The following is a 23,207-nucleotide window of genomic DNA, read 5'->3' as shown; positions in this document are numbered from 1 at the left end:
CCGGTTCCGGAGGCCGCCCGCCTCCGGAACCGGGAAGTCCCGGACGGCTCGCGGGGTCAGGAAGTCACGGAGAGGTCGTCCGCGTACACCGTGCCCTGCCCGTACCAGCCGTGCAGGTAGACGGTCACCTTGCCGGTGGAGCCGGTGGTGAAGGCGGCCGACTGCTTGGCGTAACCGCTCGACGAGCCCCAGACGCTGGCCGTGGCGTCGCCCCGCACGCCGAGGTAGCCGTAGCTGCCCTGCACCCAACCGCTCAGTGTGTACTTGGTGTCGGGTGACAGGGTGAGTGTCTGCGCGCATTCGCCGGACTGCGACGCGGTGGCCGCCGCGGCGAGTGCGTGCGTACCGCCGTGCACCGGGGTGGAGACGACCGAGCCACCGGACTCGCAGGTCCAGGGGCCGAGCGAACCCGACTCGAAGTCACCGTTGACCAGGGCCCCGGTGCCGCCGCCCGGGCCCGACACCGTGAGGGTGAGGGCCGACGCGTGGCTGAGCGTGCCCGCCGTGCCGGTCACCTCGATCCGGTACGTGCCGGGGGCGGCGGACGCCGAAGCGGCGACCGTCAGCTTCGACGTCCCGCCCGCGGTGACCGAGGTCGGGCTGAGCGTCACCGTCACACCGGCGGGCGCCCCGCTCGTCGTCAGCGCCACGGTCTTCGCGTTGCCGGAGGTGACCGCGGTGTTCACCGTCGCCGTCGTGGAGCCACCGGGGGCGACCGTCGCCGAACCCGGGGCCACGGCCACCGAGTAGTCGTCCGTCACCGGACCGGTGCCGCCGCCCGTGAACGGGGCGAAGGTGTGGGTGAAGTACCAGGTGTCCTGCGCGATGCCGGAGCAGGTGTCGCTGCCCCCGGTGCCGGGGCAGCCGCCGTTGTCGCGCTGGAGTGCCCAGAACGACAGGGTGCTGAGGCCCTTGCCCACGGCCCAGTTGTAGACCGAGGTGGCATCGGCCGTGGTGAACGTCTCGGCCGGGCCGTAGTCGTCGATGCCCGGCATCTCGATGATGCCGGTCATGCCCCACAGCTGGGCGTCGGTCTTCGACGGGTACAGATCGGCCAGCTGGTCCTTGAGCCCGGTGATCGCCGTCTGGGTGTCCTGAGCCATGTTGTGCGAGGCGCCGTCGTAGTAGTCGAAGGTCATGAGGTTCACGACATCGACCTTGGCGCCGTTGGACACCGCGTTCTCCAGCACCGCGAGACCGCTGTCGGCCAGACCGCTCGTGGTGGTGGGCAGGGTGTACGAGATCTGCACCGAGCGCCCGTTGGCGGCGGCCCAGTCCTGCACCTTCTTGATCGCCTTGTTGCGGCGGTCGATCCCGGCGCTGTTCTCCAGCGATTTGTCCTCGATGTCCATGTCGAGACGGGACACGTCGTAGGTCGTGATGACCTTCTCGTAGGCCGCCGCGATGGAGTCGACACTCGTACAGCTGTCGGCGATCTCGGTGCCGCCGTTGTCGGCCGTGTAGCCGCCGAAGGACGGGATCACATCGCCGCCGCGGGACCGCATGGTGGTGAAGTCGGCGCCGAACTCGGACTGGGCGATGGGAGTGCCCGAATCGCCGTTCCAGTAGGGGGTGCAGGAACCGCGGGTCTCCGTCTGGATGAAGGCCATGGTCAGGTACTTGGCGCCGGACGCCTGCGAGAGCGCGGCCGGGCTGTCGCCGTTCCACGCCTCGAAGTACGGGGCGAAGACGTGCGCGGGCAGGGGAGTGGCGGCGGTCGCGGCGGCCTGTGCGCCGGCGCCCGATCCGAGGATCAGACCTGCGGACGCGACGACGGTGGCCAAGGCGCTCAGGACGGCGCCGACTCTTCTTGGACGTCTCATGGGGCAGCTCCCAGCGGGGTGAGACAACGGGCGGATCGCGCGGCTCGGCCGCGCCCGTCGAGGGGCGCGGCCCGTTCCTGTGATTCCCGGCCGGGGTCACGTGCCGCACGGCGAGGAGCGGCCGTGAGGCATGCCCATAATTGGTCTGGACCAGATGACTGTCAATGTTCTTTACCGTTTCATTCCCCTTTGCTTGCCTGGACCAGCAACTCGCTTGGCAAGCGGGGGAGTTGGCGACGATCCGGCGATCAGTCGCGACGGAGTGCGGCCCGGAGGTACGGAGCCGTACGGCTCTGCGGCACCCGGGACACCTCCTCGGGCGTCCCCGCCGCCACGATCCGGCCGCCCCGGCCGCCGCCACCGGGGCCGAGGTCGATCACCCAGTCGGCGCCCGCGACCACCGCCATGTCGTGCTCCACGACCACCACCGTGCCGCCCGCGTCGACGAGGCCGTGCAACTGCCGCATCAGCACCTCGACATCGGCGGGATGCAGCCCCGTCGTCGGCTCGTCCAGTAGATACAGGGTGTGGCCCCGACGGGTGCGCTGGAGTTCGGTGGCGAGCTTGATCCGCTGGGCCTCACCGCCGGACAGCTCCGTCGCGGGCTGACCGAGCCGCAGATAGCCGAGCCCGACATCGAGCAGGGTCCGCAGACTGCGCCCGGCGGCCGGCGTACCCGCGAAGAACCCGGCCGCCGACTCCACCGTCAGATCCAGTACCTGCGCGATGTCCAGGCCCCGCAGCGTGACTTCCAGGGTCTCCGGGTTGTACCGCGCACCATGACAGTCCGGACAGGGCGCGTACGTGCTGGGCAGGAAGAGCAGCTCCACGGAGACGAACCCCTCGCCCTGGCAGGTCGCGCACCGCCCGCCCGCCACGTTGAAGGAGAACCGGCCGGCCTTGTAGCCGCGCTCCCGAGCGGTCTCCGTATCGGCGAACAGCTTGCGTACGACGTCGAAGAGCCCGGTGTACGTGGCCAGATTGGACCGGGGGGTACGGCCGATCGGCCGCTGGTCGACCTGGACGAGACGGTCCACCGCCTCCAGCCCCCGCGCCGAGGCGCACCAGGGCACCGGGCGCTCCGTGGCCGGGTTCTCCCCGGCACCGCCCTGCCGGTCGGCGAGCGCACCGGCCAGGACCTGACCGACCAGCGTCGACTTCCCCGACCCGGAGACCCCGGTGACGGCCGAGAAGACGCCGAGCGGGAACGCGGCGTCCACCCCCCGTACGTTGTGCCGCTCCACCCCACTGAGCCGCAGCCACCCGGAGGGCGCACGCACCTCCCGTACCGGCACGGGCTCTTCGTCGAAGAGGAAGCGTCGGGTGGCCGACTCCGTCACTTCCGCGAGCCCGGCCGGAGGGCCGCTGTGCAGCACCCGGCCCCCGTGCTCACCGGCCAGCGGTCCCACGTCGACCAGCCAGTCGGCCCGGCGCACCACATCCATCTGGTGCTCCACGACGAAGACCGAGTTCCCGGCCTCCTTCAGCCGTCCCAGCACCCCGAGCAGCGACTCGGTGTCCGCCGGGTGGAGACCGGCCGACGGCTCGTCCAGCACATAGACGACCCCGAAGAGGCCGGAGCGCAACTGGGTGGCCAGACGGAGCCGCTGCAGCTCGCCGGAGGAGAGCGTCGGAGCGGTGCGGTCGAGGCTGAGATAGCCGAGGCCGAGTTCGGTGACCGTCTCGATCCGGGCGAGCAGATCCGCCGTCAGCAACCGCGCCGTGTCGCTGCCGCCCGCGGTGCGCAGCAGCTCGGACAGAGAGGTCAGCGGCAGTGCGGCCAGCTCCGCGATCGTACGGCCGGCGAAGGTGACGGCCATCGCCCCGGGGCGCAGCCGGCTGCCGCCGCAGGCCGGGCACGGGGCGCTGGTCAAGAACCGCTCGGCCTTCGCCCGCAGGGTGCGGCTCTTGGAGTCCGCGAAGGTGTGCATCACATAGCGGCGGGCGCTCATGTACGTGCCCTGGTAGGGGCGTTGGATGCGGCCTGCCTCCCGCACCGGATGGACCGTCACCACCGGCTGCTCGTCGGTGAACAGGATCCACTCCCGCTCCTCGGCGCCCAGCTCGCCCCACGGCCGGTCGATGTCGTGACCCAGCGCGTCCAGCACATCGCGCAGGTTCTTGCCCTGCCACGCGCCCGGCCAGGCCGCGATCGCACCGTCCCGGATCGACAGTGAGGGATCGGGTACCAGTAGCTGCTCGGTGGTGCGGTGGACGAGGCCGAGCCCGTGGCACCGAGGGCACGCCCCGGCGGCGGTGTTCGGCGAGAAGGCGTCGGAGTCGAGCCGCTCCGCACCCGCCGGGTAGTCACCGGCCCGCGAGAAGAGCATGCGCAGGAAGTTGGAGAGCGTGGTGACCGTACCGACGGACGAACGGGCCCCGGGCGACGAGCGACGCTGCTCCAGCGAGACGGCGGGCGGCAGCCCGGTGACCTCACCGACCGCGGGCGCGCCGACCTGATGGATCAGCCGTCGGGCGTACGGGGCGACCGACTCGAAGTAGCGGCGCTGGGCCTCGGCGTAGATCGTTCCGAACGCGAGGGAGGACTTCCCGGAGCCGGAGACCCCGGTGAAGACCGTGAGGGTGTCGCGCGGGATGTCGACCGAGACGTCCTGGAGGTTGTGCTCTCGGGCGCCGCGCACCCGGACGTACGGATCGTGGGGGGTAGGCATCTGCGCGGGGACTCCGTACGGATCGGGGCAGGGCCGGCGCACGGCCGACGGCCTGGGGACAAACACTCCGATTCTAGGCATCGGACGCCATCGCGTGATGTCGGCCGTGATTCCGGCGCCTCGGTCGGCGCCCCGGCCGGACCGGCCCTGCGGATCGGTGGTGAAGACCCCGGACCTACCGGGAGGGCCGCAGTACGCGCTTGATCGGCCTGCCCACGACGCTGCGGGCCCGCTGGTACGTGGACCGCTGGGCGGGCAGCGAGGCGTTCTTCAGGAGCTTCCGCTTGAGCTGGGCGTTCTCGGCGGTGAGTTCCGTCAGCTGGCTCTGGAGCCAGTTCAACCGGGGTGCCATCGTGGCGGGGTCGGAGCCGACCCAGGGCCGGACGCCCGGCGGGAAGGACAGCCCGCTCATCTGCTTGTCGAAGGCCGCACCGCCGTCGCCGTGGGTGAAGGTGTTCTCCAGACCGTTCTTGTCGAGGAAGTTCACGAAACGGTCGAACCGCTCCTGATGACCGCGCATCAGCGGCCCGAAGTCGGCGGTGGCGTGGAGGTCGGCGGGATCGAGGTCGGCCGGGACCTTGGAGAGCATCCGGTGCGGGATGTCGAAGTAGCGGCACAGCTCCAGCGTCCGGGAGTCGCCGCAGAGCACCGTGGCCGGCGTTCCGGCGAGCAGCGCCGCGATGTTGCCGTGGATCCGGGAGCCGAAGGAGAAATCGAAGCCCCGCAGGTCGTCCATCCAGGTGACCGGGTCGATGTAGACCCGCACCTTGCCCTCCCCGTACATGGGGTGGTCGGGGTGGGTGGGGATGCCGGTCACCGCGGCGTTCTGGTGGGACAGGTCGCGCCAGTGCAGCTGACGGGCGTCGGAGAGGTTCTGGCCGATGAACCGCAGGTGCGGGTAGCGCGCGTGGGTGCGGTCGATGATCTGCCCGAGCTTGTGCTTGCGCACCGCGTCGTGCGATCCGTTGACGGCTATGCGGGACTCGGGCCCGAGCTCCCGGCCGTCCTCCCGGACGACGAGCCGGCTGCCGCCCAGGAACATCGAGGGGCAGCCGATGACGTCCACGTCGCGGAATCCCATGTCCCTCAGATACCGCTCGGTGAACTCCCCGCGCACACCGATGGAGGCGCTGTGGTCGAGTACGGCGGAGACGAAGGCGTAGACCGTGGGCTGCATAGGCTTCAGCCGGTCCGCGGAGTAGTTGATGCCGGTCTGGGCGCCGACGCCCGGGACCACCACCGGTATCTTCAGCTTCGAGATGAGCTGGGTCAGCCGCTCCAGCTGCCGTTCGAAGGAGGGCCGGAAGGCGTTGGCGAGCGGGATGACGAAGACGTCGTACTCGCTGTTGATCCGGTCGGCGTCGGCGACCCGCGTGGTGATGCCGTTCGACACCACCTTGGCGCGCGGCGTCTCAAGGATCTTGTGAGTGGCATCGCTGAAGATCAGGTTGCCCGAGTTGGTGGCGAACACGTCCTCATGGAGAGCGCGCTCGACAGGGACGACGTCGTAGGGGCTCTTCCCTGAACGCAGGAGTATTCGCTTCACATCATTAACGGTGGATGCCACAAACCTGAATATAGCTTTACAAACGCCTGTCGATCCATGTGGATCCTGTACAACCTTTTGCGATCGGTCCGGAACGCGCCGGGCGGATCGCCCATCCGCGCGCAAGCGGGCGTGCGCGCGGTGGAGTAGTGACAGGTGCCCGGTGCGGCGCCCACGACCTTCCCCGTGCGGCCCTCTTGAGCCCCCGGCGGCCCCGCCCGTACGCTGCCTCGTGCGCGCCGGCGCGCCTACCGGGGAGGTGGAAGCGCCATCATGGCCGACTCACTGTCCGACGACGAAATCCTGGAAGCGGTCGCCCGGCACATCGGCCGTCCTGGGCAGGGGCCGCGGTTGCGGCAGGACGGTGCCGACATCTCCCGGCTCCCGATGCTCGAACTGCGCATCGTCCGCTCCATGGAGACCCGCAGCACGCGACCGGAGTCCAGACCCGGCAAGTACGACATATCGGAACGGGTGACGTACGAAGGCGAACTTCGCGACCATCCGGTCGAGCCGCCGAAGGACCCGGCCCGGTCACGGAAGGTGGAGTTGGTGCTCCACGGTTCGGTACGGACGGTGGCCTGTGGCTGCGACGAGGGCCGGCAGCCGTGCTCGCGCTGCCGGGCCAAGGGGAAGCTGAGCTGCGAGACCGGCCCGTTGTGTCCGGCATGCAAGGGTGTCGAACCGTGTACCTGGTGCGACGGCACGGGCCGACGCCGCAAGGACCGTGTGCCGGCCGGTTCGTCGCCGGAACGCAACGTTGCCGGACGGACCACCTGCCTGAAGTGCCGCAAGCCGCGCACCGCCTGCCCGCAGTGCCAGGGACGGGGCACCGAGAAGTGCCCGAAGTGTGACGACACCGGCTTCCGGGACTGCCCGGTCTGCGAGGGTGAGCGGTCCACGGAGCACACCCCTTGCGAGGGCACCGGGCTGGTCACCCGGTGGACGGGCGGATCGGTCGGCCACGCGCCGCGGCGGAGCACGGTGAAACTGCCGGACCCGGCGCCGCCGCTGCGGGTCCGCCGGCAGACCGGACGCACCGGTGCGTGGCAGCGGGCCACGCTGACCTCGGCCGACGAGCCGATACCCGAGGCTCTGGACCCCGCCCATGCCAAGGCCGTCGAAACGGCGCTCGCGCCCCGCCCGGACGAGGTGGCCAGACGGGCCGAGATCGAGTGGCTGCAACTGGTGGCGGTCACGGTCCCGGACGACCCCGACCACGTCTTCCACGTCTTCCCCGGGCCCGACGGTCCCGAGGTGCTCCCGATCTGGTCGAGGCGCAGGTCCCTGCGGGTCGCCGCGGTGGTGGCCGGGGTCGTGGTCGTGCTGCTCCTGGTGGCCGCGCTGGTCTGATTTGCTGGTGGCATGAGAAGCGATCACCGGCCCCTGGCCGTATTCGACTTGGACGGCACGCTCGCGGACAGCGGCCACCGGCAGCACTACCTGGAGGGCCGCCGGCGCGACTGGAACGGCTTCTTCTCAGCGGCCGTCGACGACCCGCCGCTGCCCGAAGGCGTACGACTGGCACTCGACAGCGCCGGGAGCTGCGAGCTCAGGTACCTCACCGGGCGGCCCGAGCGGTGCCGCCGGGACACCGTGGCCTGGCTGGCGGAGCACGGACTGCCCGAGGGGCAGGTGTACATGCGCCGCGACGACGACCGCAGGCCGGCCCGGTACACCAAGCTGGAAATTCTGAAGCGGCTGGGCCGGGAGCGTGAGATCCGGATGCTGGTCGACGACGACGAACTCGTCTGCGACGCGGCGGAGCGGGCCGGATTCACCGTGGTGCGGGCCCGCTGGGCGCAGGCCTCGGCCGCGCTCAAGGACGCGCAGGAGCGCGAGGGCCGTACCTGAACCCGGCGGATGCGACCTGCCGGACACCGCCTCGGTCCGGCCGCGCCGCGCTGCCGGCGTCCCCGTCGGCGCGGGGACTCGGCGTCGGCGCCGGATCCGGTGCCGGTCGCCGGAATCAGCTCGTCTCGTCGAGCCGGAAGCCCACTTTCAGGCCGACCTGGTAGTGCTCCACCCGGCCGTCCTTGATCTCGCCGCGCACCTGTGTGATCTCGAACCAGTCGAGATTGTGCAACGTTTCCGAAGCTCTTGCGACGCCTCTGCGGATGGCATCGTCGACGCCCTCGTGCGAGGTTCCGACGATTTCGGTGACCCGATAGGTGTGATTTGACATCTTATGTCTCCTCTCGTCCCTACCACGGTGCCCCACCCGGACCGAGTCCGCGAGGGATCGAAGTGCAGAATGTGCCGTGAACGGGCCTTGACCAAATCAATGGTCCATACCAAAATCCAGCCACGCCCGTGCGAGCGCCGCCCGCAGTCCCCCACACCGGGTCCTGAATTAAGTCGTGCCGTTTCGCAGAAGGTGAACCTGGTGAAGAACCGCATACTCGTCGGAGCCGTCGCGCTCGTTTCCACCTTTGCGCTGGGGGGATGCGGCCTGGGCTCCGGCTCGGAGGCGTCCGGAAGCAAGAAGGTCACGATCTGGCTGATGAAGGACAGCGTCTCCGCCGATTTCCTGAAGCGGTTCACAAAGGCCTATAAGGACGAACACCCGTCCATCGAGCTCGACTTCAAGTTCCAGAGCTGGAGCGGAATCGGCCCCAAGGTCATCGGCGCCCTCAAGGGCAAGGACACCCCGGACGTCATCGAGGTCGGAAACACTCAGGTGGCCCAGTACGCGGAAAGCGGCGGCCTGCGCGATCTGACCCTGGAGTCCGTGCGTGACCTCGGCAGCGAGGAGTGGCTGCCGGGCCTCGCCGACCCGGGCAGCATCGACGGCATGCAGTACGGCATTCCCTGGTACGCGGCCAACCGAGTGGTGATCTACAACAAGGAACTCTTCGAGCAGGCAGGCATAAAGAACCCGCCGAAGACCCGGGACGAGTGGATCGCGGACAGTCAACTGCTGAACCACAACGGAAATCAGGGGATCTACCTCGCGGGCCAGAACTGGTACGTCCTGGCCGGATTCATCTGGGACGAGGGCGGCGAACTCGCCGATGAGAAGGGCGGGCAGTGGGAAGGCGCCCTGGACAGCCCCGCCGCGCTGCGCGGCATGGGCTTCTACAAGGAACTCCAGGCGCTCGGTGACGGTCCCAGGGACGCGGACGAGGAAAAGCCCCCGCAGGCCGATGTGTTCGCCGAGGGGAATGTCGCACAGATCATTTCGGTGCCCGGTACCGTCGCGCAGATCGAGAAGAAGAATCCCGAACTCAAGGGAAAACTCGGCTACTTCCCGATTCCGGGCAAGACCGCCAAGGTGCCCGGCTCCGTCTTCACCGGCGGATCCGACCTGATCGTCCCGGACAAGGCGGACCAGCGCGCCGAGGGCATCGAAGTGATCAAGGCGCTGGCGGGCCGGAAGTGGCAGGAGGAGCTCGCCAGAACGATGAGCTACGTGCCCAACAAGCCCGCACTCGCACGTGTCATCCTGGGACAGGAAGGCACCGCGGCGATGGCCCGCGGCGCCACCCAGGGCCGTGCGACCCCCAACTCGCCGCAGTGGGCCGACGTCGAGGCCGACAACCCGATCAAGCCCTACATGACGGCGGTGCTGGAGGGCGGCGACCCGCAGCAGGAGGCGAAGTCCGCCTCGGCGAAGATCACCTCCAAGCTCGCCGGGGGCTGACCCGCACGGCCCACCGGACCGCACCCGGCTGTTGTGGTCCGGCGCAGACCGTTTCCGGTGTTGTGGTCCGGTGCCGGTCACTGCCGGGTGTCGTGGTCCGACGGCGGCGGCGCAGTGTCCAGCCGTCGGCCACCCCCGGGATTCAGCCTTCGCACATTTCGGCTCTCCCGAGCGGTCATGTCGAATCCAGCCGGTCACGGAAGAAGTAAGGGGCCGGGCCGTCGCACCCAGTGCGACGGCCTGGCGGCCGCCCTTGCCGATCCGTCCCCGGAGACCGTCATGAACGCGCTGCCCGTCACCTCCCTCCCCACCGCTCCCGTCGTTCCCGCGCAGCCCGTCGCCCCCGCCCCGCCGCGCTACCGGGTGTCCCTCGCCGCCGACCAGGACGAGATCCGGGCCGCCCAACGGCTGCGCCATCTGGTCTTCGCCGGTGAGCTGGGCGCCAGGCTGGAAGGGCCCGAACCCGGCCTGGACAGCGACGCGTTCGACGCGTACTGCGACCATCTGCTGGTCCGGGAACAGGCCACCGGCGACGTCGTCGCCACCTACCGCGTGCTGCCGCCCGACCGGGCGCGGATCGCCGGGCGCCTCTACGCGGAGAGCGAGTTCGACCTCGGCAGGCTCGGCCCGATCCGTGACGACCTGGTCGAGGTCGGACGGTCCTGCGTCCACCCGGCCCACCGCGACGGCGCCGTCATCGCGCTGATCTGGGCCGGACTCGCCCGCTACATGGAGCGCACCGGCCACAACTGGCTGGCCGGCTGCTGCTCCATCCCGCTCGCCGACGGCGGCACCGCCGCGGCCGGCGCCTGGGAGACCGTACGGACGAAGTACCTGGCACCCGAGGACCACTGGGTCACCCCGCACCGCCTCTGGCAGCCCACCCCGGCCGCCCAGGCCGCCCCGCCCACCGGTCTCGCCACGCTCCCTCCGCTGCTCCGCGGCTATCTGCGCCTCGGCGCCCGGGTGTGCGGGGCACCCGCCCACGACCCCGACTTCAACGTCGCCGACCTGTACGTACTGCTGTCACTGCGCCGCACCGACCCGCGCTACCTGCGCCACTTCCTCGCCCTCGCCCCGCTGCGATGAACCCCTGGCTGCCCACCGCACCCTGCACCCCGGACACCTGCGCCGGCCACGAGGGCCCCGTGCGGGGCCGCCCGGCCGCCGCGGCCCTGCTGCTCGCCGGGTGCCTGTGCATCATGGCCGGGGCGCTGGGCGCACCGTTCGTGGCGGTGCTCGGCGCGGCACGGCGGGAACGGCTGATCAGGCGCTGGGCGTACGGCGTCGTGCGCGCCTTCGGGGTGCGGGTCCGGACCGTCGGCACACCGGCCGAGCCCGGCGCGGCACCCGGGGCGGCGGGCACGCTCGTCGTCGCGAACCACATCTCCTGGCTGGACATCCCGCTGGTCGCGGCCGTGTTCCCCGGCCGGATGCTCGCCAAGAGCGAGATACGGGGCTGGCCGCTGCTCGGCCCGCTCGCCGCCCGGGGCGGCACGCTCTTCGTCGAACGCGACCGACTGCGCGCACTGCCCACGACCGTGCGCACCATCGGCTCGGCGCTGCGCGGCGGTTCACGCGTGGTCGTCTTCCCGGAGGGCACCACCCGGTGCGGGCGCGGCTCCGGCGGCCGCTTCGCACCGGCCGCCTTCCAGGCAGCGATCGACGCGGGTGCCACGGTCCTGCCGATACGCCTCAGCTACCGCGTCGAGCCGCCGCGGACCACCGCGACGACCGGCCGGACGGGGCCCGAGAGGGGCTGCCGCCCGGCCGGCCACGAGAGCACCGCCCCGGCCGGTGCGGCCGCTTTCGTCGGCGACGATCCGCTCATCGCCTCACTGTGGCGGGTGGTGACGGCGGCGGGCCTGACCGCCGAGATCCGCGTACTTCCGCAGATCCCGGCGGCCGGCCGGCCGGACCGCCGCGACCTGGCCCGCCGGGCTCAGACCGCCATCGCCAACGAGAGCGCGAACCGGCCGCCGGAATCCGTCCACCACTGATCCAGCCGCAGCCCGGCCGCGTCCAGCTCCGCCCGGACACCCTCCTTGCGGAACTTCGCCGAGACCTCCGTACGCAGCTCCTCGCCGGCCTCGAAGGGCACCACCAGATCCAGCTCCGGGATCTTCACGGTGTGTGCCCGACGGGCCCGCAGCCGCATCTCGATCCACTCGTGCTCCGGATTCCAGAGCGCCACATGGTCGAAACCGGCGGGGTCGAAGTCCGCCCCCAGCTCCCGGTTCACGACCCGCAGCACGTTCCGGTCGAACTCCGCGGTGACCCCCGCCGCATCGTCGTACGCGGCGACCAGCACCTTCTCCTCCTTCACCAGATCCGTGCCGAGCAGCAGCGCGTCGCCGGGGGAGAGCAGCGACCGTACCGACTTCAGGAACACCGCACGCTCGTCGGGCAGCAGATTGCCGACCGTGCCGCCCAGGAACGCGATCAGCCTGGGCCCCGGCGTGCCCGGCAGCGCCAGACCACCCGTGAAATCGGCGATCAACGCGTGCACGGACAGCTCGGGCCGTTGCGCGAGCAGCGCCTCGGTGGCCCCGCGCAGCGCGCTCTCGCTCACATCGACCGGTACGTAACTGTGCAGCGCGTCCAGCGCGTCCAGCAGGTGCCGGGTCTTCTCGGACGAGCCGGAACCCAGCTCGATCAGGGTCCGCGCCCCGGACACCCGGGCGATCTCGTCGGCGCGGTCGATCAGGATCTCCCGCTCGGCACGGGTCGGGTAGTACTCGGGCAGCCGGGTGATCTCCTCGAACAGGTCACTGCCGTGCGCGTCGTAGAACCACTTGGGCGGCAGTGTCTTCGGGTGCCGGGTCAGACCGTGCAGCACATCGGCGCGCAGCGCCGCGTCCGTCGCGTCCACCGGCAGGGTGCGGGTCAGCAGAAAGGGACTCACGCAGTGGGCTCCTTGAGCGGGGTCAGCAGAACGTCGGCACGGGTAGCCGTCAGCAACGTGCGGTCGGGGACCGTGCGCCAGCGCGGATCGTCGTCGTAGGGCTCCGAGGCCACCACCGTGCGAAGACCGGGCTCGGCGAGGTACGACAGGGTGTCGCCCCAGGCCGTCGCCACGATCGTCGCGCCGTCGGTGAGCAGCAGGTTCAGCCGGGATTCCGGCGCCGCGACCGCCACGTCGACCACGGTGTCGGCGACGGCCTGCGGCAGCGGGTCGCCCCCGGCCAGACGGTGCCGTACGAGGGCCCAGACGAGGGCCGAGTCGCAGCGGGCGGTGAGGGAGAGCAGTTCGGCCGGTGGCAGCGCCGCGGCGAGCGGGGCCACGGAGTGCGGCCAGCCCTTCACCGCACCGTTGTGGCTGAACAGCAGCGGCCCGGCGGCGAACGGCGCGGCCGCCGCCTCGCCGTCGGCGTCCGCCCCGGTGGCATCACGGACGGCGGCGAGCAGCGCCGCGCTGCGCACCACCCTGGTCAGGTCGGCGAAGGTCTGGTCGCCCCAGACCGGTCCCGGGCGCCGGTAGCGTCCGGGCACCGGATCGCCGTCCGCGTACCAGCCGACACCGAAACCGTCGGCATTGACGGTCCCGTGCCGCTGGCTTCTCGGTTCCCAGGACTGGCGTACCAGTGAGTGCGGCGGCGAGGTCAGCAGTTCGCACAGGGGCACCGACGGCCCCAGATAGGCGATATGACGGCACATCACAGATCCCTGGCGGTGCGGAAACCGGAGAAGATCTGCCTTCGCACCGGCAGGTCCCAGTTGCGGAACGTCCCCCGGCACGCCACCGGGTCCACGGCGAAGGAACCGCCGCGCAGCACCTTGTGGTCCGGCCCGAAGAACACCTCGGAGTACTCGCGGTACGGGAACGGCGAGAAGCCGGGATGGGGGAGGAAGCCGCTCGACGTCCACTCCCACACATCACCGATCAACTGCCGTGCGCCGCAAGGGGACTGTCCCTGCGGGTACGCACCGGCCGGTGCGGGCCGCAGATGGCGCTGCCCCAGGTTCGCCAGCTCCGGGGACGGGTCCTCGTCGCCCCAGGGGTAGCGCCGGGAACGCCCCGACGCCGGGTCGTGGCGCGCGGCCTTCTCCCACTCCGCTTCCGTGGGCAGCCGTCGCCCGGCCCAGCGGGCGTACGCATCGGCCTCGTACCAGCTGACATGGAGCACCGGCTCGTTCGCGGGCACCTGCTCGGTGATCCCGAAGCGGCGGCGCAGCCACTGACCGGCGTCCCGGTGCCAGAACAGGGGAGCGGACAGTTCGTGCTCACGGACCATCGCCCACCCCCCGGGCTCCCACCAGCGCCGCTCGGTGTAGCCGCCGTCCTCGATGAACGCCTGGTACGCACCGCAGGTGACCGGGGTCGTGTCGATGAAGAAACCCGGGACGTCGCGCACATGCGCCGGGCGTTCGTTGTCCAGGGCCCATGGCTCGGTGGACGTCCCCATGGTGAACGGGCCGCCCGGGACGAGGACTTCGGCCGGAAGGCCCGCGGCGTCAGTGGCGGCGGGCGGCACGGGAGCGGTCAGCACGGCCGTCCCCGACCGCAGCTGATGGGTGATCAGCATCGTTTCATCGTGCTGCTGTTCATGCTGGGCGATCATGCCGAAGGCGAACCCGGAACGCACCAGCGGACCGCCGCCGTCCAGCGCGGCACCGTCGAGGACGTCCAGGGCCCGGCCACGTACCTCCGCGGCATACGTACGTGCCTCGGCGGGGGCCAGCAGCGGCAGCGAGGGGCGGGTCGCCCGGGGATGCTCGAAGGCGTCGTACAGCCCGTCGATCTCCGGACGCATCGCCTCCCGCCCGGCCACCGCGCGCAGCAGCCACAGCTCCTCCTGGTTGCCGATGTGCGCGAGGTCCCAGACCAGCGGGGACATCAACGGCGAGTGCTGGGCGGTCAGTTCATGGTCGTCCACACTGTCGGTGAGCAGCGCGGTGCGTTCCCGGGCGGTGAGCAGGGCGGCGAGGGCGCGCTGCCGCAGCGCCTCGGGGTCCGCCCCCTCGGGTGCGGAGCCGGTGGGTGTGGCGGAATCGGTCATGAGCGGGACCCCTCCCAGGGGCGGCCCGGACCGCCGGGCGAGCCCGGCGCGAGCAGTTCGGGAAGATCGTCGGCCGGACATCGGCCCCGGGCGACGAAACGGTCGTTGAAGCCGGCCACGGCGTCCTGTACGGCGGTGGTGGCGCCCAACCGGGGCAGCGCCTCCAGCGCGGCCCCGAAGCAGGTGACCGCCGCCGCCCGCAGTTCGGGATCGGCCAGGCCGTCGCGGGCGGCGCCGACCCAGAGCGGATTGCGCGGCGCCGGCTCCGCCCCGGCCGTCTCGGCCAGCGGTTTCACAGCGCGGTACACGGTCTCGGCGGCCTCCGGATCGTCGAACAGGGCAGTGGTGACGGCGAGCGGCACCAGCCACCCGTCCGCACCGCGCTGTGCGTCGATCATGCGAAGCTCCAGGTGACCGCGCGGCCGCACGGGCGGGAAGAGCGTGCTGATGTGGTAGTCGAGATCGGCGCGCACCGGTGGTCTCGGCGCGCCGGTACGGATCCACTCGCGAAATGTCAGCCGCTCCGGCACGGACCAGGGGCCGGCCTCCTCCCGGACGCACATCACCGGGGTGTCCAGCACATGTGCCGTCCAGGCGTCGCGCGGCGGCAGCAGGCCGGGCGGTGCCAGGGGCCGCCACGGATCGAGGTCGGCCCACAGCGACTGCCGGGCGGACCGCCAGGGGGTCGGGCGGCCGAGCCGGAAGGAGGAGTTCGCGAACGCCGCCACCAGGACCGCGCCCAGCAGGTGGGACAGCTGCCAGCGCCGCCCGTAGCCGAGCGGACCCGGTTCCTCCTCCCCGGCGTCCAGACACACCTGGACGGACGCGGTGGTGCACATCATGGCGCGACCGGCCGGTCCCGACCGGTCGAAGGAGACCTCCATGGCGTCGTAGCGGGGTTCGCGCAGCAGACGGCGTGGCGGGTGCCACGGGTCGACGCCGAACCCCACCGGCACGAGACCCGCCTCATCCAGGGCGTCGCGTACCGCGGTGAGATCGGTGGCGGTGGCATCGATGCATGCCATCAGGGAGTCGGCCGGGCGCGAGCTGAGCTCCAGCTGGCCGCCGGGCTCGAAGGTGAGCCCCGCGCTCAGGGGCAGGCCCCGGACGATGCCGGCGGCCGCGTCGAGACGGTGGTGCGGGACCGGGACGTGAGGCCGGTCCCGGTCGTGGATGAGCCATTCGAGTTCCACACCGACCTTGCGGGGCGGTCCCGTCTTGAAACAGATGCAGCGCAGTAAATCCTCGGCCTCACCCTCGCCGAGCGGCGGGGGCTGGCCGGGCGGGCCGTGTTCCCAGGGGGTGTCGGACGACATGCCGGGCCTCCTTCTCTCGGTGCCTCCCCACCACCCAAACCCCTGCGGATGGATCGCACAAGAGTGCCCCTGCGGATCGGAAATCCGGTTGCGGCCATGCCGCCGGAGCGCCGAGCATGCCCCGTATGCACCACACGGGGGAGTACCGATGAGCGCACGACTGCGCGGCATCGCGCGTGAGACCGAGGCCATCGTCGAGGCCGGCCGCTACCGCACACCGGACGGGCGCGAGGTGAGCATCGAGCGCGCCCTGACCACCGCACTCTCGGGAACCAGGCTGTACGGCCCCGAGCCGGTGCCGGTCGCGGCGCTCGACTCCGACCGCACCACGGCCGTCGAGGTCACCGGCGAGAGCAGCCTGCGGGCGGCACACCGGATGACCGGCGAGGGCCCCGGCAAGGTCGCCGTCCTGAACTACGCCTCCGCCCGCAATCCCGGCGGCGGATACCTCAACGGCGCCCAGGCCCAGGAAGAGGCGCTGTGCCGGGGCTCCGCCCTGTACGCCACCCTGCTGCGCGCCCCCGACTACTACGCCCACCACCGCGCGGAACCCAGCGCCTTCTACACCGACCGGGTGATTCACTCACCAGGCGTGCCGGTGTTCCGCGACGACCGCGGGCGGCTGCTCGACACCCCGTACACCGCGGGTTTCCTCACCTCCCCGGCGCCCAACGCCGGAGTCATCAGCAGCCGCACCCCCGAGGAGGCCCACCGCATCCCCGCCGCGCTCGCGTCCCGGGCGGAGCGGGTGCTGGAGGTCGCGGCGGTGCGCGGGTACCGCCGGCTGGTGCTGGGCGCCTGGGGCTGCGGAGTGTTCCGCAACGATCCGGCACAGGTGGCCGGGGCGTTCCGGGCGCTGCTCCTGGACGGCGGCAGGTTCGCCGGGCACTTCGAGCAGATCGTCTTCGGCATCCTCGACCGCAGCCCCCGAGCCACCACCCGGACCGCCTTCGAGCGGACGTTCGGCCAGGGCCCGGGGCCCTACTTCCAGCCGTAGCGCTCCCGCAGCCGGCCGGCGACCAGGTCGAACCTGTCCCGGTCCAGCGCGCACGCCTCGCGCCGCATCCCGTCCTCGTGCACCCGCAGGACCCGGTCCAGATCGACCCACGACTGGCGGCCGGAGCTGTCCCAGGGGCCGGCCCCGAGCGCCACCCACTCGCGGTCCTGGTCGTGCCGCTTGCTGGAGAGCTGCACGGCGAGCAGCGTTCCCGCCGCCTCGCGGGCCACCACCAGGACCGGACGGTCCTTGCCGCGCCCGTCGTTCTCCTCGAACGGCACGAATGTCCAGACGATCTCGCCGGGGTCGGGGTCGCCGTCCCGGTCGGGGGCGTACGAGGTGCGGACCGGCCCCACGTCGCGCGGGTCGGCCTCCGAGGTGGCGGTCGTGCCGGTGCGGCCGGGGAAGTCCGCCGAGGTGTCGATGCTGTCGTCACGGTGCTGGATGGTCATCCCCACACCGTAGGACCTGTGTGGCCGATTCCGTGGAGCGGGGCCGGTGCGCGCCCGGATCGGGGGCACACCGGCCACGGCCGGCCGGTCAGGTCAGGTCAGTCAGGAAGGCGAGCCGTCCTCCTGATCACCCGTCACCGGAATCCGCTGCTCACGCGGCGAGGGCCCAGTGGCCGGAGCCACCCCGTTCACCCGCGGCGCAGGTTCGGCCGGGTCGCTCTGGCCCATTGCCGCGAGCAACTGCCGGGCCAGCCCCAGGCCCGTGCCGCCCATGGTCAGCGCCTTGGCGAACATGTCCGACATGCCGTCGGCCCCGTTCAGCAGCACCATGTGGTCCACACTGCCGAAGGCACTCGCGCCCGCCTGGACGATCTCCGGCCACTTCTCGGCCAACTGCTGCGCGACGACCGCCTCCTGGTTCTCCGCCAGGGCCGCGGCCCGCGCCTTGATCGCCTCGGCCTCGGCGAGGCCCCTGGCGCGGGCCGCCTCCGCCAGCGCGAGCCCCTTGGCCCGGTCGGCGGCGGCCTCCGCCTCACCCGTCGCCCTGGTCGCCGTCGCGGACGCCGCGCCGCGCGCCTTCGTCGCCTCGGCCTCCGCGAGCGCCGCCGTCTTCACACGGTTGGCCTCCGCGACCGCGGCGAGCTCGGTCTCCCGCGCCTGCGCCTCGGCGGCCGAGATCCGGGCGTCCCGCTCACCCTCGGCCAGGGTGCGCTTCTCGTACGCCTGGGCATCGGCGGGTTTGCGGACATCGGCCTGGAGCTGCTGTTCACGCCGCTGGGCCTCCAGCTCGGCGACCCGGGTCTCCTGGACCACCACCTCCTGCCGGGCCGCCGCGTCGGCCAGCGGGCCCGCCTGCCGGGAACTGGCCGCCGCCTTGTCGCGCTCGGCCTGGTACCCGGCCTGGAGGATCTCGCTGTCCCGGGTCGCCTCGGACATCCGGGCGGCGGCCTGCTGCTCCGCCTCGGTGGCCAGTCTGTTGGCCTCGGCCTGCGCGATCCGGGCGTCCCGCTGCACGGCCGCCGCGTGCGGCATCGCCAGGTTCTTGATGTAGCCCGTCGGGTCCTCGATCTCATGGATCTGGAGCGAATCGACGATGAGCCCGAGCTTCTCCATCTCGGTGCCGCACGCGGCCCGGGTCTGCCCGGTGAGCTTCTCCCGGTCCCGGATCATGTCCTCGACCGTCAACCCGCCCACGATGGACCGCAGATGTCCGGCGAACACGTTGTGCACCCGCTCCGACATCAACTTCTGCTGATGGAGGAAACGCCGGGCCGCGTTGGCGATCGACACGAAGTCGTCACCCACCTTGAAGATGACAACGCCCCGCACCCGCAGCGGAATCCCCTGATGCGTGACGCAATCGACCGACAGCTCGGTCTCGTTGAGATCCAGGGACATCTTCCGCACGGCCTGGACCCCGGGCAGGACCAGAGTGCCGTGACCGGTGACGATCCGGAACCCCATGCCCTGCCCCAGGCCCTCGGTCCTGTGCTTGGAACCCGAGATGACCAGTGCTTCGTTCGGCTCGGCCACTCGCCACATCAGTTTGAACAGGCCGAACAACACCATGATGGCGGCGAGTGCGAGACCCGCCGTGACGCCGATGACCATCGGCATGCGCCCCCTTATCGCGGCACCCCGTCGGCACCGCTGAACACCGGGGAGTCTTCTCCTGCTCGCCACGGCGCAGAAGACGCATGCGGATCCTTGCCGAATTCTTGACGACGAAAGCCGTCAAGAGGCCCCCGTTCGGGCATCAACTCCCGTACGCGGGAGCCACATAGACCGTGCGCGGCGGCAGATGCTCGATCACCGTCACCACCGTGCCCACTTCGATGCGCTCCTTCGCGGAGGCCGGATGCGCGAGAAAGTGCTCGGCGCCGCCCCGGATCCGTACCATCACCTCGCCGACCAGTCCCGGCCCCACCGTGCCGGTCACCCGGCCGACCAGCCCCACCATCGAGGATTCATCCATGCCCCGGAGCGTACCCATGCACAACGGGTCTGGAAGACTGCCCGACGCCATGAGCCAGTTACCGAACCAGCCCGCCCAACGCCCCGTCCCCACCAGCGCCGACGTCGCAGCGCTCGCCGGGGTTTCCAGGGCCACCGTCTCGTACGTGCTGAACAACAGCCCCACCGTGCGGATCAGCGAATCCACCCGCCGCCGGGTCAGGGAAGCAGCCACCGAACTGGGCTACGTGCCGCACGCCGCGGCCCGCAGCCTGCGCGCCGGACACACCCGGATGGTGCTGCTGCCCACCGTGGCCTTCCCGACCGGCCCGCTCCACCACCGGTTCTTCCACGAACTGGAATCGGGGCTGCGCCGCCTCGACTACACCGTCGTCCAGTACGGCAGCACCGGCCTGGACCCCGACGACGCACCCCGCGTCTGGGCCGAACTGCGACCCGTCGCTGTGATCGCCCCCGGCACCATCCCCCTCACCCCGCAGGGGACGAGCCTGCTCAGACGATCCGGGGCCAAGGCCGTGATCACCCTCGGCCCCCGTCCGGTGCCCGGCGCCCACGCACTGGTGATGGACCAGCGGGAGGTCGGCAGCTGCGCGGTGGGCCTGCTGCTGGAGCGCGGCCGGCGCCGGATCGGTGTGGTCATGCCCGAGGAGAACGGCCTCGCCCTGTTCTCCGAACCCCGGCTGACCGGGGCCCGGCAGGCCGCACAGCTCCACGGGGCCCGGATCGAACCACTGCCGCTGCGGTACGAGGAGGAGTCGGCCGCCCGTCTCGCGGACCGCTGGCGCACCCTGGGCCTCGACGCGGTGTTCGCCTACAACGACGAATACGCGATGCTCCTGATGCGGGCCCTTCAGGACGCGGGCATCGACGTGCCCCGCGAGACCGCCGTGGTCGGCGCCGACGATCTGATGCTGGGCAGGCTGCTGCGGCCCCGGCTCAGCACCGTACGGATGGAGCTGGCCACGGCCCAGCCGCTGGCGGACCTCGTCGACCGGCTGGTGCGGCATCCCGGCGGCGCCCCCGAACACCACGACCTGCTGCGGGTCGGGGCGGTCGGGCGCGAATCCGCCTGAGGCGCCGGGGACGGGCACGGCGGGCCGGACCGCACTGTGCGCCCGCGCGGCAACGTGCGCACCACCCGCCGCATGCCTAGCGTCATGACCATGAGCCATCCGCAGAGTTACGAGATCCTGCTGGTCCCGAGCTTCGCCGACGACGCCACTGCCGAGGACACCACCGCCGAGGACGCCGAGCGCGACGCCGCCGAGTCCGATGACGCTGAGCCCGACGATGTCGAGTCCGATGCCGTCGAGCCCGATGATGTCGAGCCCGGCGGGGCCGTCCGCTCGGCCGTCGTGTCGGCGACCGGTGAGACGGGGGCGTCGGGTTACCCCCGGTACTCCGGCGACGGCATCGTCGCGGACATCGACCCCGAGACGCACACGGTGGAGGCCCTGCTGGTCGACGGCGCCGAGCTGTCCTACGGCCTCTCGGCCCGGATCCGGGAGAGGGACGCTGACGCCGGAGCCGACGCGGACCGCTGAGACCGCACCGGCACTCCGGGACCCGGGCGGACCCGGGGACACGACGAAGGACCCGGCCTGACCGGCCGGGCCCCTCACCCGCGCGGAAGACGCGGTGAGCGCGGTGAGCGCGGAAACGCGGGAAGCGCAGGGAGCCCAAGAAGCTCCGCCGGCGTAAGGCGCCTACTGCTCGCCCTTCTGCTGCTCCTCGACGGACTTGCGGACCTCGTCCATGTCCAGCTTCCGCGCCTGCCCGATCAGATCCTCCAACGTCGCCTCCGGCAGCGCTCCGGGCTGCGCGAACACCGCCACGTTCTCCCGGACGATCATCAGCGTGGGGATGGAACGGATCTCGAAGGCCGCCGCCAGCTCCTGCTGCGCCTCCGTGTCGACCTTGGCGAAGACCAGGTCGTCGTGGCGCTCCGAAGCCGCGTCGTAGACCGGCGCGAACTGCCGGCACGGGCCGCACCAGGAAGCCCAGAAGTCGATCAGGACGAAGTCGTTGTCGCTGACGACCTGATCGAAGTTTTCCTTGGTGAGCTCAACGGTGCTCATTGTCTGTACCTCTTCCTGTGCCCGCTCGGATGTCCGAACAACGGTGCCTGTACTTGCGCTATTCCGCCTGCCCATGTGGCCGCAGCGCACACCCACGACCAGACTGTCCCCATGACAGATCCTTCAGTGAACGCCGAATACGACGTCGTGGTCATCGGAGCGGGTCCGGTGGGCGAGAACGTCGCCGACCGGGCCCGCGCGGCCGGGCTCAGCACCGCGGTCGTCGAGGCGGAGCTCATCGGCGGCGAATGCTCCTACTGGGCGTGCATGCCCAGCAAGGCCCTGCTGCGCCCGGTGGTCGCCCGTGCCGACGCCCGCCGCGTCCCGGGCCTCAGCGACGCCGTGCAGGGGCCGCTGGACACCGCGGCGGTTCTCGCTCACCGTGACAAGTACGCATCGCACTGGAAGGACGACGGACAGGTCGCCTGGCTGGAGGGCGTCGGCGCGGACATCTACCGCGGCCGGGGCAGGCTCACCGGTACGAAGACGGTCTCCGTCACCGCGCCCGACGGCACCGGGCACCGGCTCACCGCCCGCCACGCCGTAGCCGTCTGCACCGGCAGCCGCGCCGTCGTGCCCGACCTGCCCGGCATCGACGGGGCCCGCCCCTGGACCAGCCGGGAGGCGACGAGCGCCAAGAAGGTGCCCGGCCGCCTCGTGATCGTCGGCGGCGGCGTGGTCGGCGTGGAGATGGCCACCGTCTGGCAGGCCCTCGGTGCCCGGGTCACGATGCTGATCCGCGGCAAGGGCCTGCTGCCGAAGATGGAGCCCTTCGCCGGCGAACTGGTCGGGCAGGCGCTCACCGAGGCGGGCGCCGACATCCGCACCGGGGTCTCGGTCGCCGCCGTGCGGCGCGCGGTCCCGGACGGCCCGGTCACCGTGGAACTGGACGGCGGCGAACAGGTCGAGGCCGACGAGATCCTCTTCGCCACCGGCCGGGCCCCGCGCACCGAGGACATCGGACTGGAGACGGTGGGCCTGGAGCCCGGCACCTGGCTCACCGTCGACGACAGCTGCCGCGTGGACGGCACCACCTGGCTCTACGCGGTCGGTGACGTCAACCACCGGGCGCTCCTCACCCACCAGGGCAAGTACCAGGCGCGCATCGCGGGCGCCGCGATCGCCGCCCGCGCCGCCGGCGTACCGCTGCTGGAGACCGACCGCTGGGGCGCCCACGCGGCCACCGCCGACCACGCCGCCGTCCCGCAGGTCGTCTTCACCGACCCGGAGGCCGCCTCGGTCGGCCTCACCCTCGCCGAGGCCGAGCGGGCCGGCCACCGGGTCCGGGCCGTCGACCAGGACCTCGCCGCGGTGGCCGGCTCCGGCCTGTACGCGGACGGGTACCGGGGCCGCGCCCGCATGATCGTGGACCTCGACCGGGAGACCCTGCTCGGCGTCACCTTCGTGGGTCCGGGCATCGGCGAGCTGCTGCACTCGGCGACGATCGCGGTCGCGGGCGAGGTTCCCGTCGACCGGCTGTGGCACGCCGTTCCCGCGTACCCGACGATCAGCGAGGTCTGGCTGCGGCTGCTGGAGGCCTACCGCGACGTGTAGGCCCGTGCGACGGGTCCGGCGGCACCCCCGTCACCGGTGGTCCGACGGACCACCGGCAGATCGTGCGGGACGAACAACAGCACCGTTCCCGGGCGGGGTCGGGCGTCGTCGAGCAGATCCGGGACCGGCCGCCCCCGGGGCGGGCCGTGCGG

General features: G+C 71.6%; 21 protein-coding genes. 9 read left to right on the top strand and 12 right to left on the bottom strand.

From position 1 onward, the window contains the following. Window positions 1-56 precede the first annotated feature (56 nt). The 3 genes from ABZ622_RS28305 to ABZ622_RS28295 form a co-directional block, all read right to left on the bottom strand. Window positions 57-1,823, bottom strand: a complete 1,767-nt coding sequence (locus ABZ622_RS28305) for a glycosyl hydrolase family 18 protein (protein ID WP_360547854.1) — start codon at window positions 1,821-1,823, stop codon at window positions 57-59. A 248-nt stretch (window positions 1,824-2,071) separates the two neighbouring features. Beyond that, window positions 2,072-4,495, bottom strand: coding sequence for an excinuclease ABC subunit UvrA (locus tag ABZ622_RS28300; RefSeq protein ID WP_360547852.1), 2,424 nt, complete (start codon window positions 4,493-4,495; stop codon window positions 2,072-2,074). Between the two features lie 175 nt (window positions 4,496-4,670). Beyond that, on the bottom strand, window positions 4,671-6,041 hold the full coding sequence (locus tag ABZ622_RS28295; protein ID WP_360547850.1) for a polysaccharide pyruvyl transferase family protein: 1,371 nt from the start codon (window positions 6,039-6,041) through the stop codon (window positions 4,671-4,673). A gap of 273 nt (window positions 6,042-6,314) precedes the next feature. Between ABZ622_RS28295 and ABZ622_RS28290 the strand changes: the two genes are divergently transcribed. After that, complete coding sequence (locus ABZ622_RS28290; RefSeq protein ID WP_360547848.1) at window positions 6,315-7,394, top strand: hypothetical protein; 1,080 nt, start codon at window positions 6,315-6,317, stop codon at window positions 7,392-7,394. A 12-nt stretch (window positions 7,395-7,406) separates the two neighbouring features. Continuing rightward, window positions 7,407-7,895 (top strand): hypothetical protein, encoded by a 489-nt coding sequence (locus tag ABZ622_RS28285; RefSeq protein ID WP_360547846.1) that lies wholly within the window; start codon window positions 7,407-7,409, stop codon window positions 7,893-7,895. Window positions 7,896-8,010: 115 nt separating this feature from the next. Here the strand turns inward: ABZ622_RS28285 and ABZ622_RS28280 are convergent, their stop codons facing one another. Next, window positions 8,011-8,226, bottom strand: coding sequence for a dodecin (locus tag ABZ622_RS28280; RefSeq protein ID WP_093546549.1), 216 nt, complete (start codon window positions 8,224-8,226; stop codon window positions 8,011-8,013). A gap of 201 nt (window positions 8,227-8,427) precedes the next feature. Between ABZ622_RS28280 and ABZ622_RS28275 the strand changes: the two genes are divergently transcribed. The 3 genes from ABZ622_RS28275 (at window position 8,428) to ABZ622_RS28265 (ending at window position 11,684) form a co-directional block, all read left to right on the top strand. Continuing rightward, entirely contained in the window at window positions 8,428-9,684 is a 1,257-nt protein-coding gene (locus ABZ622_RS28275) for an extracellular solute-binding protein (RefSeq protein ID WP_360547844.1), read from the top strand. Window positions 9,685-9,963: 279 nt separating this feature from the next. Beyond that, window positions 9,964-10,773 carry a GNAT family N-acyltransferase gene (locus tag ABZ622_RS28270; protein ID WP_360547982.1) on the top strand — a complete coding sequence of 270 codons (810 nt, stop codon included), beginning with the start codon at window positions 9,964-9,966 and terminating at the stop codon, window positions 10,771-10,773. After that, on the top strand, window positions 10,770-11,684 hold the full coding sequence (locus tag ABZ622_RS28265) for a lysophospholipid acyltransferase family protein (protein ID WP_360547842.1): 915 nt from the start codon (window positions 10,770-10,772) through the stop codon (window positions 11,682-11,684). The genes ABZ622_RS28270 and ABZ622_RS28265 overlap by 4 nt, the downstream gene beginning before the upstream one ends. On the opposite strand, the gene egtD is transcribed toward ABZ622_RS28265, so the two are convergent. Genes egtD through egtA form a run of 4 tightly spaced genes read right to left on the bottom strand, consistent with a single transcriptional unit; the run spans window position 11,627 to window position 16,000 of the window. After that, on the bottom strand, window positions 11,627-12,589 hold the full coding sequence (egtD, locus tag ABZ622_RS28260; RefSeq protein WP_360547840.1) for an L-histidine N(alpha)-methyltransferase: 963 nt from the start codon (window positions 12,587-12,589) through the stop codon (window positions 11,627-11,629). The two genes, ABZ622_RS28265 and egtD, sit on opposite strands and share 58 nt — an antisense overlap. Next, the gene (egtC, locus tag ABZ622_RS28255) at window positions 12,586-13,341 is read right to left on the bottom strand and encodes an ergothioneine biosynthesis protein EgtC (protein WP_360547838.1); all 756 of its coding nucleotides are present in this window, start codon (window positions 13,339-13,341) and stop codon (window positions 12,586-12,588) included. Before egtC ends, egtD begins: the two co-directional genes overlap by 4 nt. After that, the gene (gene egtB / locus ABZ622_RS28250) at window positions 13,341-14,684 is read right to left on the bottom strand and encodes an ergothioneine biosynthesis protein EgtB (RefSeq protein WP_360547836.1); all 1,344 of its coding nucleotides are present in this window, start codon (window positions 14,682-14,684) and stop codon (window positions 13,341-13,343) included. The genes egtC and egtB overlap by 1 nt, the downstream gene beginning before the upstream one ends. Continuing rightward, entirely contained in the window at window positions 14,681-16,000 is a 1,320-nt protein-coding gene (gene egtA / locus ABZ622_RS28245) for an ergothioneine biosynthesis glutamate--cysteine ligase EgtA (RefSeq protein WP_360547834.1), read from the bottom strand. Before egtA ends, egtB begins: the two co-directional genes overlap by 4 nt. Before the next feature lie 148 nt (window positions 16,001-16,148). Here egtA and ABZ622_RS28240 point away from each other — a divergent pair, with 148 nt between their 5' ends. Next, window positions 16,149-16,997 carry a TIGR02452 family protein gene (locus ABZ622_RS28240; protein ID WP_360547832.1) on the top strand — a complete coding sequence of 283 codons (849 nt, stop codon included), beginning with the start codon at window positions 16,149-16,151 and terminating at the stop codon, window positions 16,995-16,997. On the opposite strand, the gene ABZ622_RS28235 is transcribed toward ABZ622_RS28240, so the two are convergent. The 3 genes from ABZ622_RS28235 to ABZ622_RS28225 form a co-directional block, all read right to left on the bottom strand. Beyond that, window positions 16,982-17,449 (bottom strand): type II toxin-antitoxin system PemK/MazF family toxin, encoded by a 468-nt coding sequence (locus tag ABZ622_RS28235; RefSeq protein WP_266919880.1) that lies wholly within the window; start codon window positions 17,447-17,449, stop codon window positions 16,982-16,984. The genes ABZ622_RS28240 and ABZ622_RS28235 overlap by 16 nt on opposite strands. Window positions 17,450-17,551: 102 nt before the next feature. Further along, the gene (locus ABZ622_RS28230; protein ID WP_360547830.1) at window positions 17,552-19,066 is read right to left on the bottom strand and encodes an SPFH domain-containing protein; all 1,515 of its coding nucleotides are present in this window, start codon (window positions 19,064-19,066) and stop codon (window positions 17,552-17,554) included. Window positions 19,067-19,205: 139 nt separating this feature from the next. Next, window positions 19,206-19,424 carry a hypothetical protein gene (locus tag ABZ622_RS28225; protein WP_266686978.1) on the bottom strand — a complete coding sequence of 73 codons (219 nt, stop codon included), beginning with the start codon at window positions 19,422-19,424 and terminating at the stop codon, window positions 19,206-19,208. Window positions 19,425-19,473: 49 nt separating this feature from the next. Here ABZ622_RS28225 and ABZ622_RS28220 point away from each other — a divergent pair, with 49 nt between their 5' ends. Then, window positions 19,474-20,496 carry a LacI family DNA-binding transcriptional regulator gene (locus ABZ622_RS28220; protein ID WP_360547828.1) on the top strand — a complete coding sequence of 341 codons (1,023 nt, stop codon included), beginning with the start codon at window positions 19,474-19,476 and terminating at the stop codon, window positions 20,494-20,496. An 84-nt stretch (window positions 20,497-20,580) separates the two neighbouring features. Then, entirely contained in the window at window positions 20,581-20,967 is a 387-nt protein-coding gene (locus ABZ622_RS28215) for a hypothetical protein (protein ID WP_360547980.1), read from the top strand. 162 nt (window positions 20,968-21,129) lie between these two features. Here the strand turns inward: ABZ622_RS28215 and trxA are convergent, their stop codons facing one another. After that, window positions 21,130-21,501, bottom strand: coding sequence for a thioredoxin (trxA, locus tag ABZ622_RS28210; protein WP_360547826.1), 372 nt, complete (start codon window positions 21,499-21,501; stop codon window positions 21,130-21,132). 111 nt (window positions 21,502-21,612) lie between these two features. Between trxA and ABZ622_RS28205 the strand changes: the two genes are divergently transcribed. After that, the gene (locus tag ABZ622_RS28205; RefSeq protein ID WP_360547824.1) at window positions 21,613-23,055 is read left to right on the top strand and encodes an NAD(P)/FAD-dependent oxidoreductase; all 1,443 of its coding nucleotides are present in this window, start codon (window positions 21,613-21,615) and stop codon (window positions 23,053-23,055) included. Window positions 23,056-23,207: the final 152 nt, after the last annotated feature.

The sequence above is a fragment of the Streptomyces sp. NPDC007164 genome (genome assembly GCF_040634135.1).
GTDB classification, from domain to species: Bacteria; Actinomycetota; Actinomycetes; order Streptomycetales; family Streptomycetaceae; genus Streptomyces; species Streptomyces sanglieri.
This window is presented reverse-complemented; position numbering and strand designations above follow the sequence as displayed.

Excerpts from the sequence above, each read along its gene's own strand:
- ABZ622_RS28305 (WP_360547854.1), bottom strand. The coding sequence starts at position 1,823 with ATGAGACGTCCAAGAAGAGTCGGCGCCGTCCTGAGCGCCTTGGCCACC.
- ABZ622_RS28300 (WP_360547852.1), bottom strand. The coding sequence starts at position 4,495 with ATGCCTACCCCCCACGATCCGTACGTCCGGGTGCGCGGCGCCCGAGAG.
- ABZ622_RS28290 (WP_360547848.1), top strand. The coding sequence starts at position 6,315 with ATGGCCGACTCACTGTCCGACGACGAAATCCTGGAAGCGGTCGCCCGG.
- ABZ622_RS28285 (WP_360547846.1), top strand. The coding sequence starts at position 7,407 with ATGAGAAGCGATCACCGGCCCCTGGCCGTATTCGACTTGGACGGCACG.
- ABZ622_RS28280 (WP_093546549.1), bottom strand. The coding sequence starts at position 8,226 with ATGTCAAATCACACCTATCGGGTCACCGAAATCGTCGGAACCTCGCAC.
- ABZ622_RS28270 (WP_360547982.1), top strand. The coding sequence starts at position 9,964 with ATGAACGCGCTGCCCGTCACCTCCCTCCCCACCGCTCCCGTCGTTCCC.
- ABZ622_RS28265 (WP_360547842.1), top strand. The coding sequence starts at position 10,770 with ATGAACCCCTGGCTGCCCACCGCACCCTGCACCCCGGACACCTGCGCC.
- egtC (WP_360547838.1), bottom strand. The coding sequence starts at position 13,341 with ATGTGCCGTCATATCGCCTATCTGGGGCCGTCGGTGCCCCTGTGCGAA.
- egtB (WP_360547836.1), bottom strand. The coding sequence starts at position 14,684 with ATGACCGATTCCGCCACACCCACCGGCTCCGCACCCGAGGGGGCGGAC.
- egtA (WP_360547834.1), bottom strand. The coding sequence starts at position 16,000 with ATGTCGTCCGACACCCCCTGGGAACACGGCCCGCCCGGCCAGCCCCCG.
- ABZ622_RS28240 (WP_360547832.1), top strand. The coding sequence starts at position 16,149 with ATGAGCGCACGACTGCGCGGCATCGCGCGTGAGACCGAGGCCATCGTC.
- ABZ622_RS28235 (WP_266919880.1), bottom strand. The coding sequence starts at position 17,449 with ATGACCATCCAGCACCGTGACGACAGCATCGACACCTCGGCGGACTTC.
- ABZ622_RS28230 (WP_360547830.1), bottom strand. The coding sequence starts at position 19,066 with ATGCCGATGGTCATCGGCGTCACGGCGGGTCTCGCACTCGCCGCCATC.
- ABZ622_RS28225 (WP_266686978.1), bottom strand. The coding sequence starts at position 19,424 with ATGGATGAATCCTCGATGGTGGGGCTGGTCGGCCGGGTGACCGGCACG.
- ABZ622_RS28220 (WP_360547828.1), top strand. The coding sequence starts at position 19,474 with ATGAGCCAGTTACCGAACCAGCCCGCCCAACGCCCCGTCCCCACCAGC.
- ABZ622_RS28215 (WP_360547980.1), top strand. The coding sequence starts at position 20,581 with ATGACCATGAGCCATCCGCAGAGTTACGAGATCCTGCTGGTCCCGAGC.
- trxA (WP_360547826.1), bottom strand. The coding sequence starts at position 21,501 with ATGAGCACCGTTGAGCTCACCAAGGAAAACTTCGATCAGGTCGTCAGC.
- ABZ622_RS28205 (WP_360547824.1), top strand. The coding sequence starts at position 21,613 with ATGACAGATCCTTCAGTGAACGCCGAATACGACGTCGTGGTCATCGGA.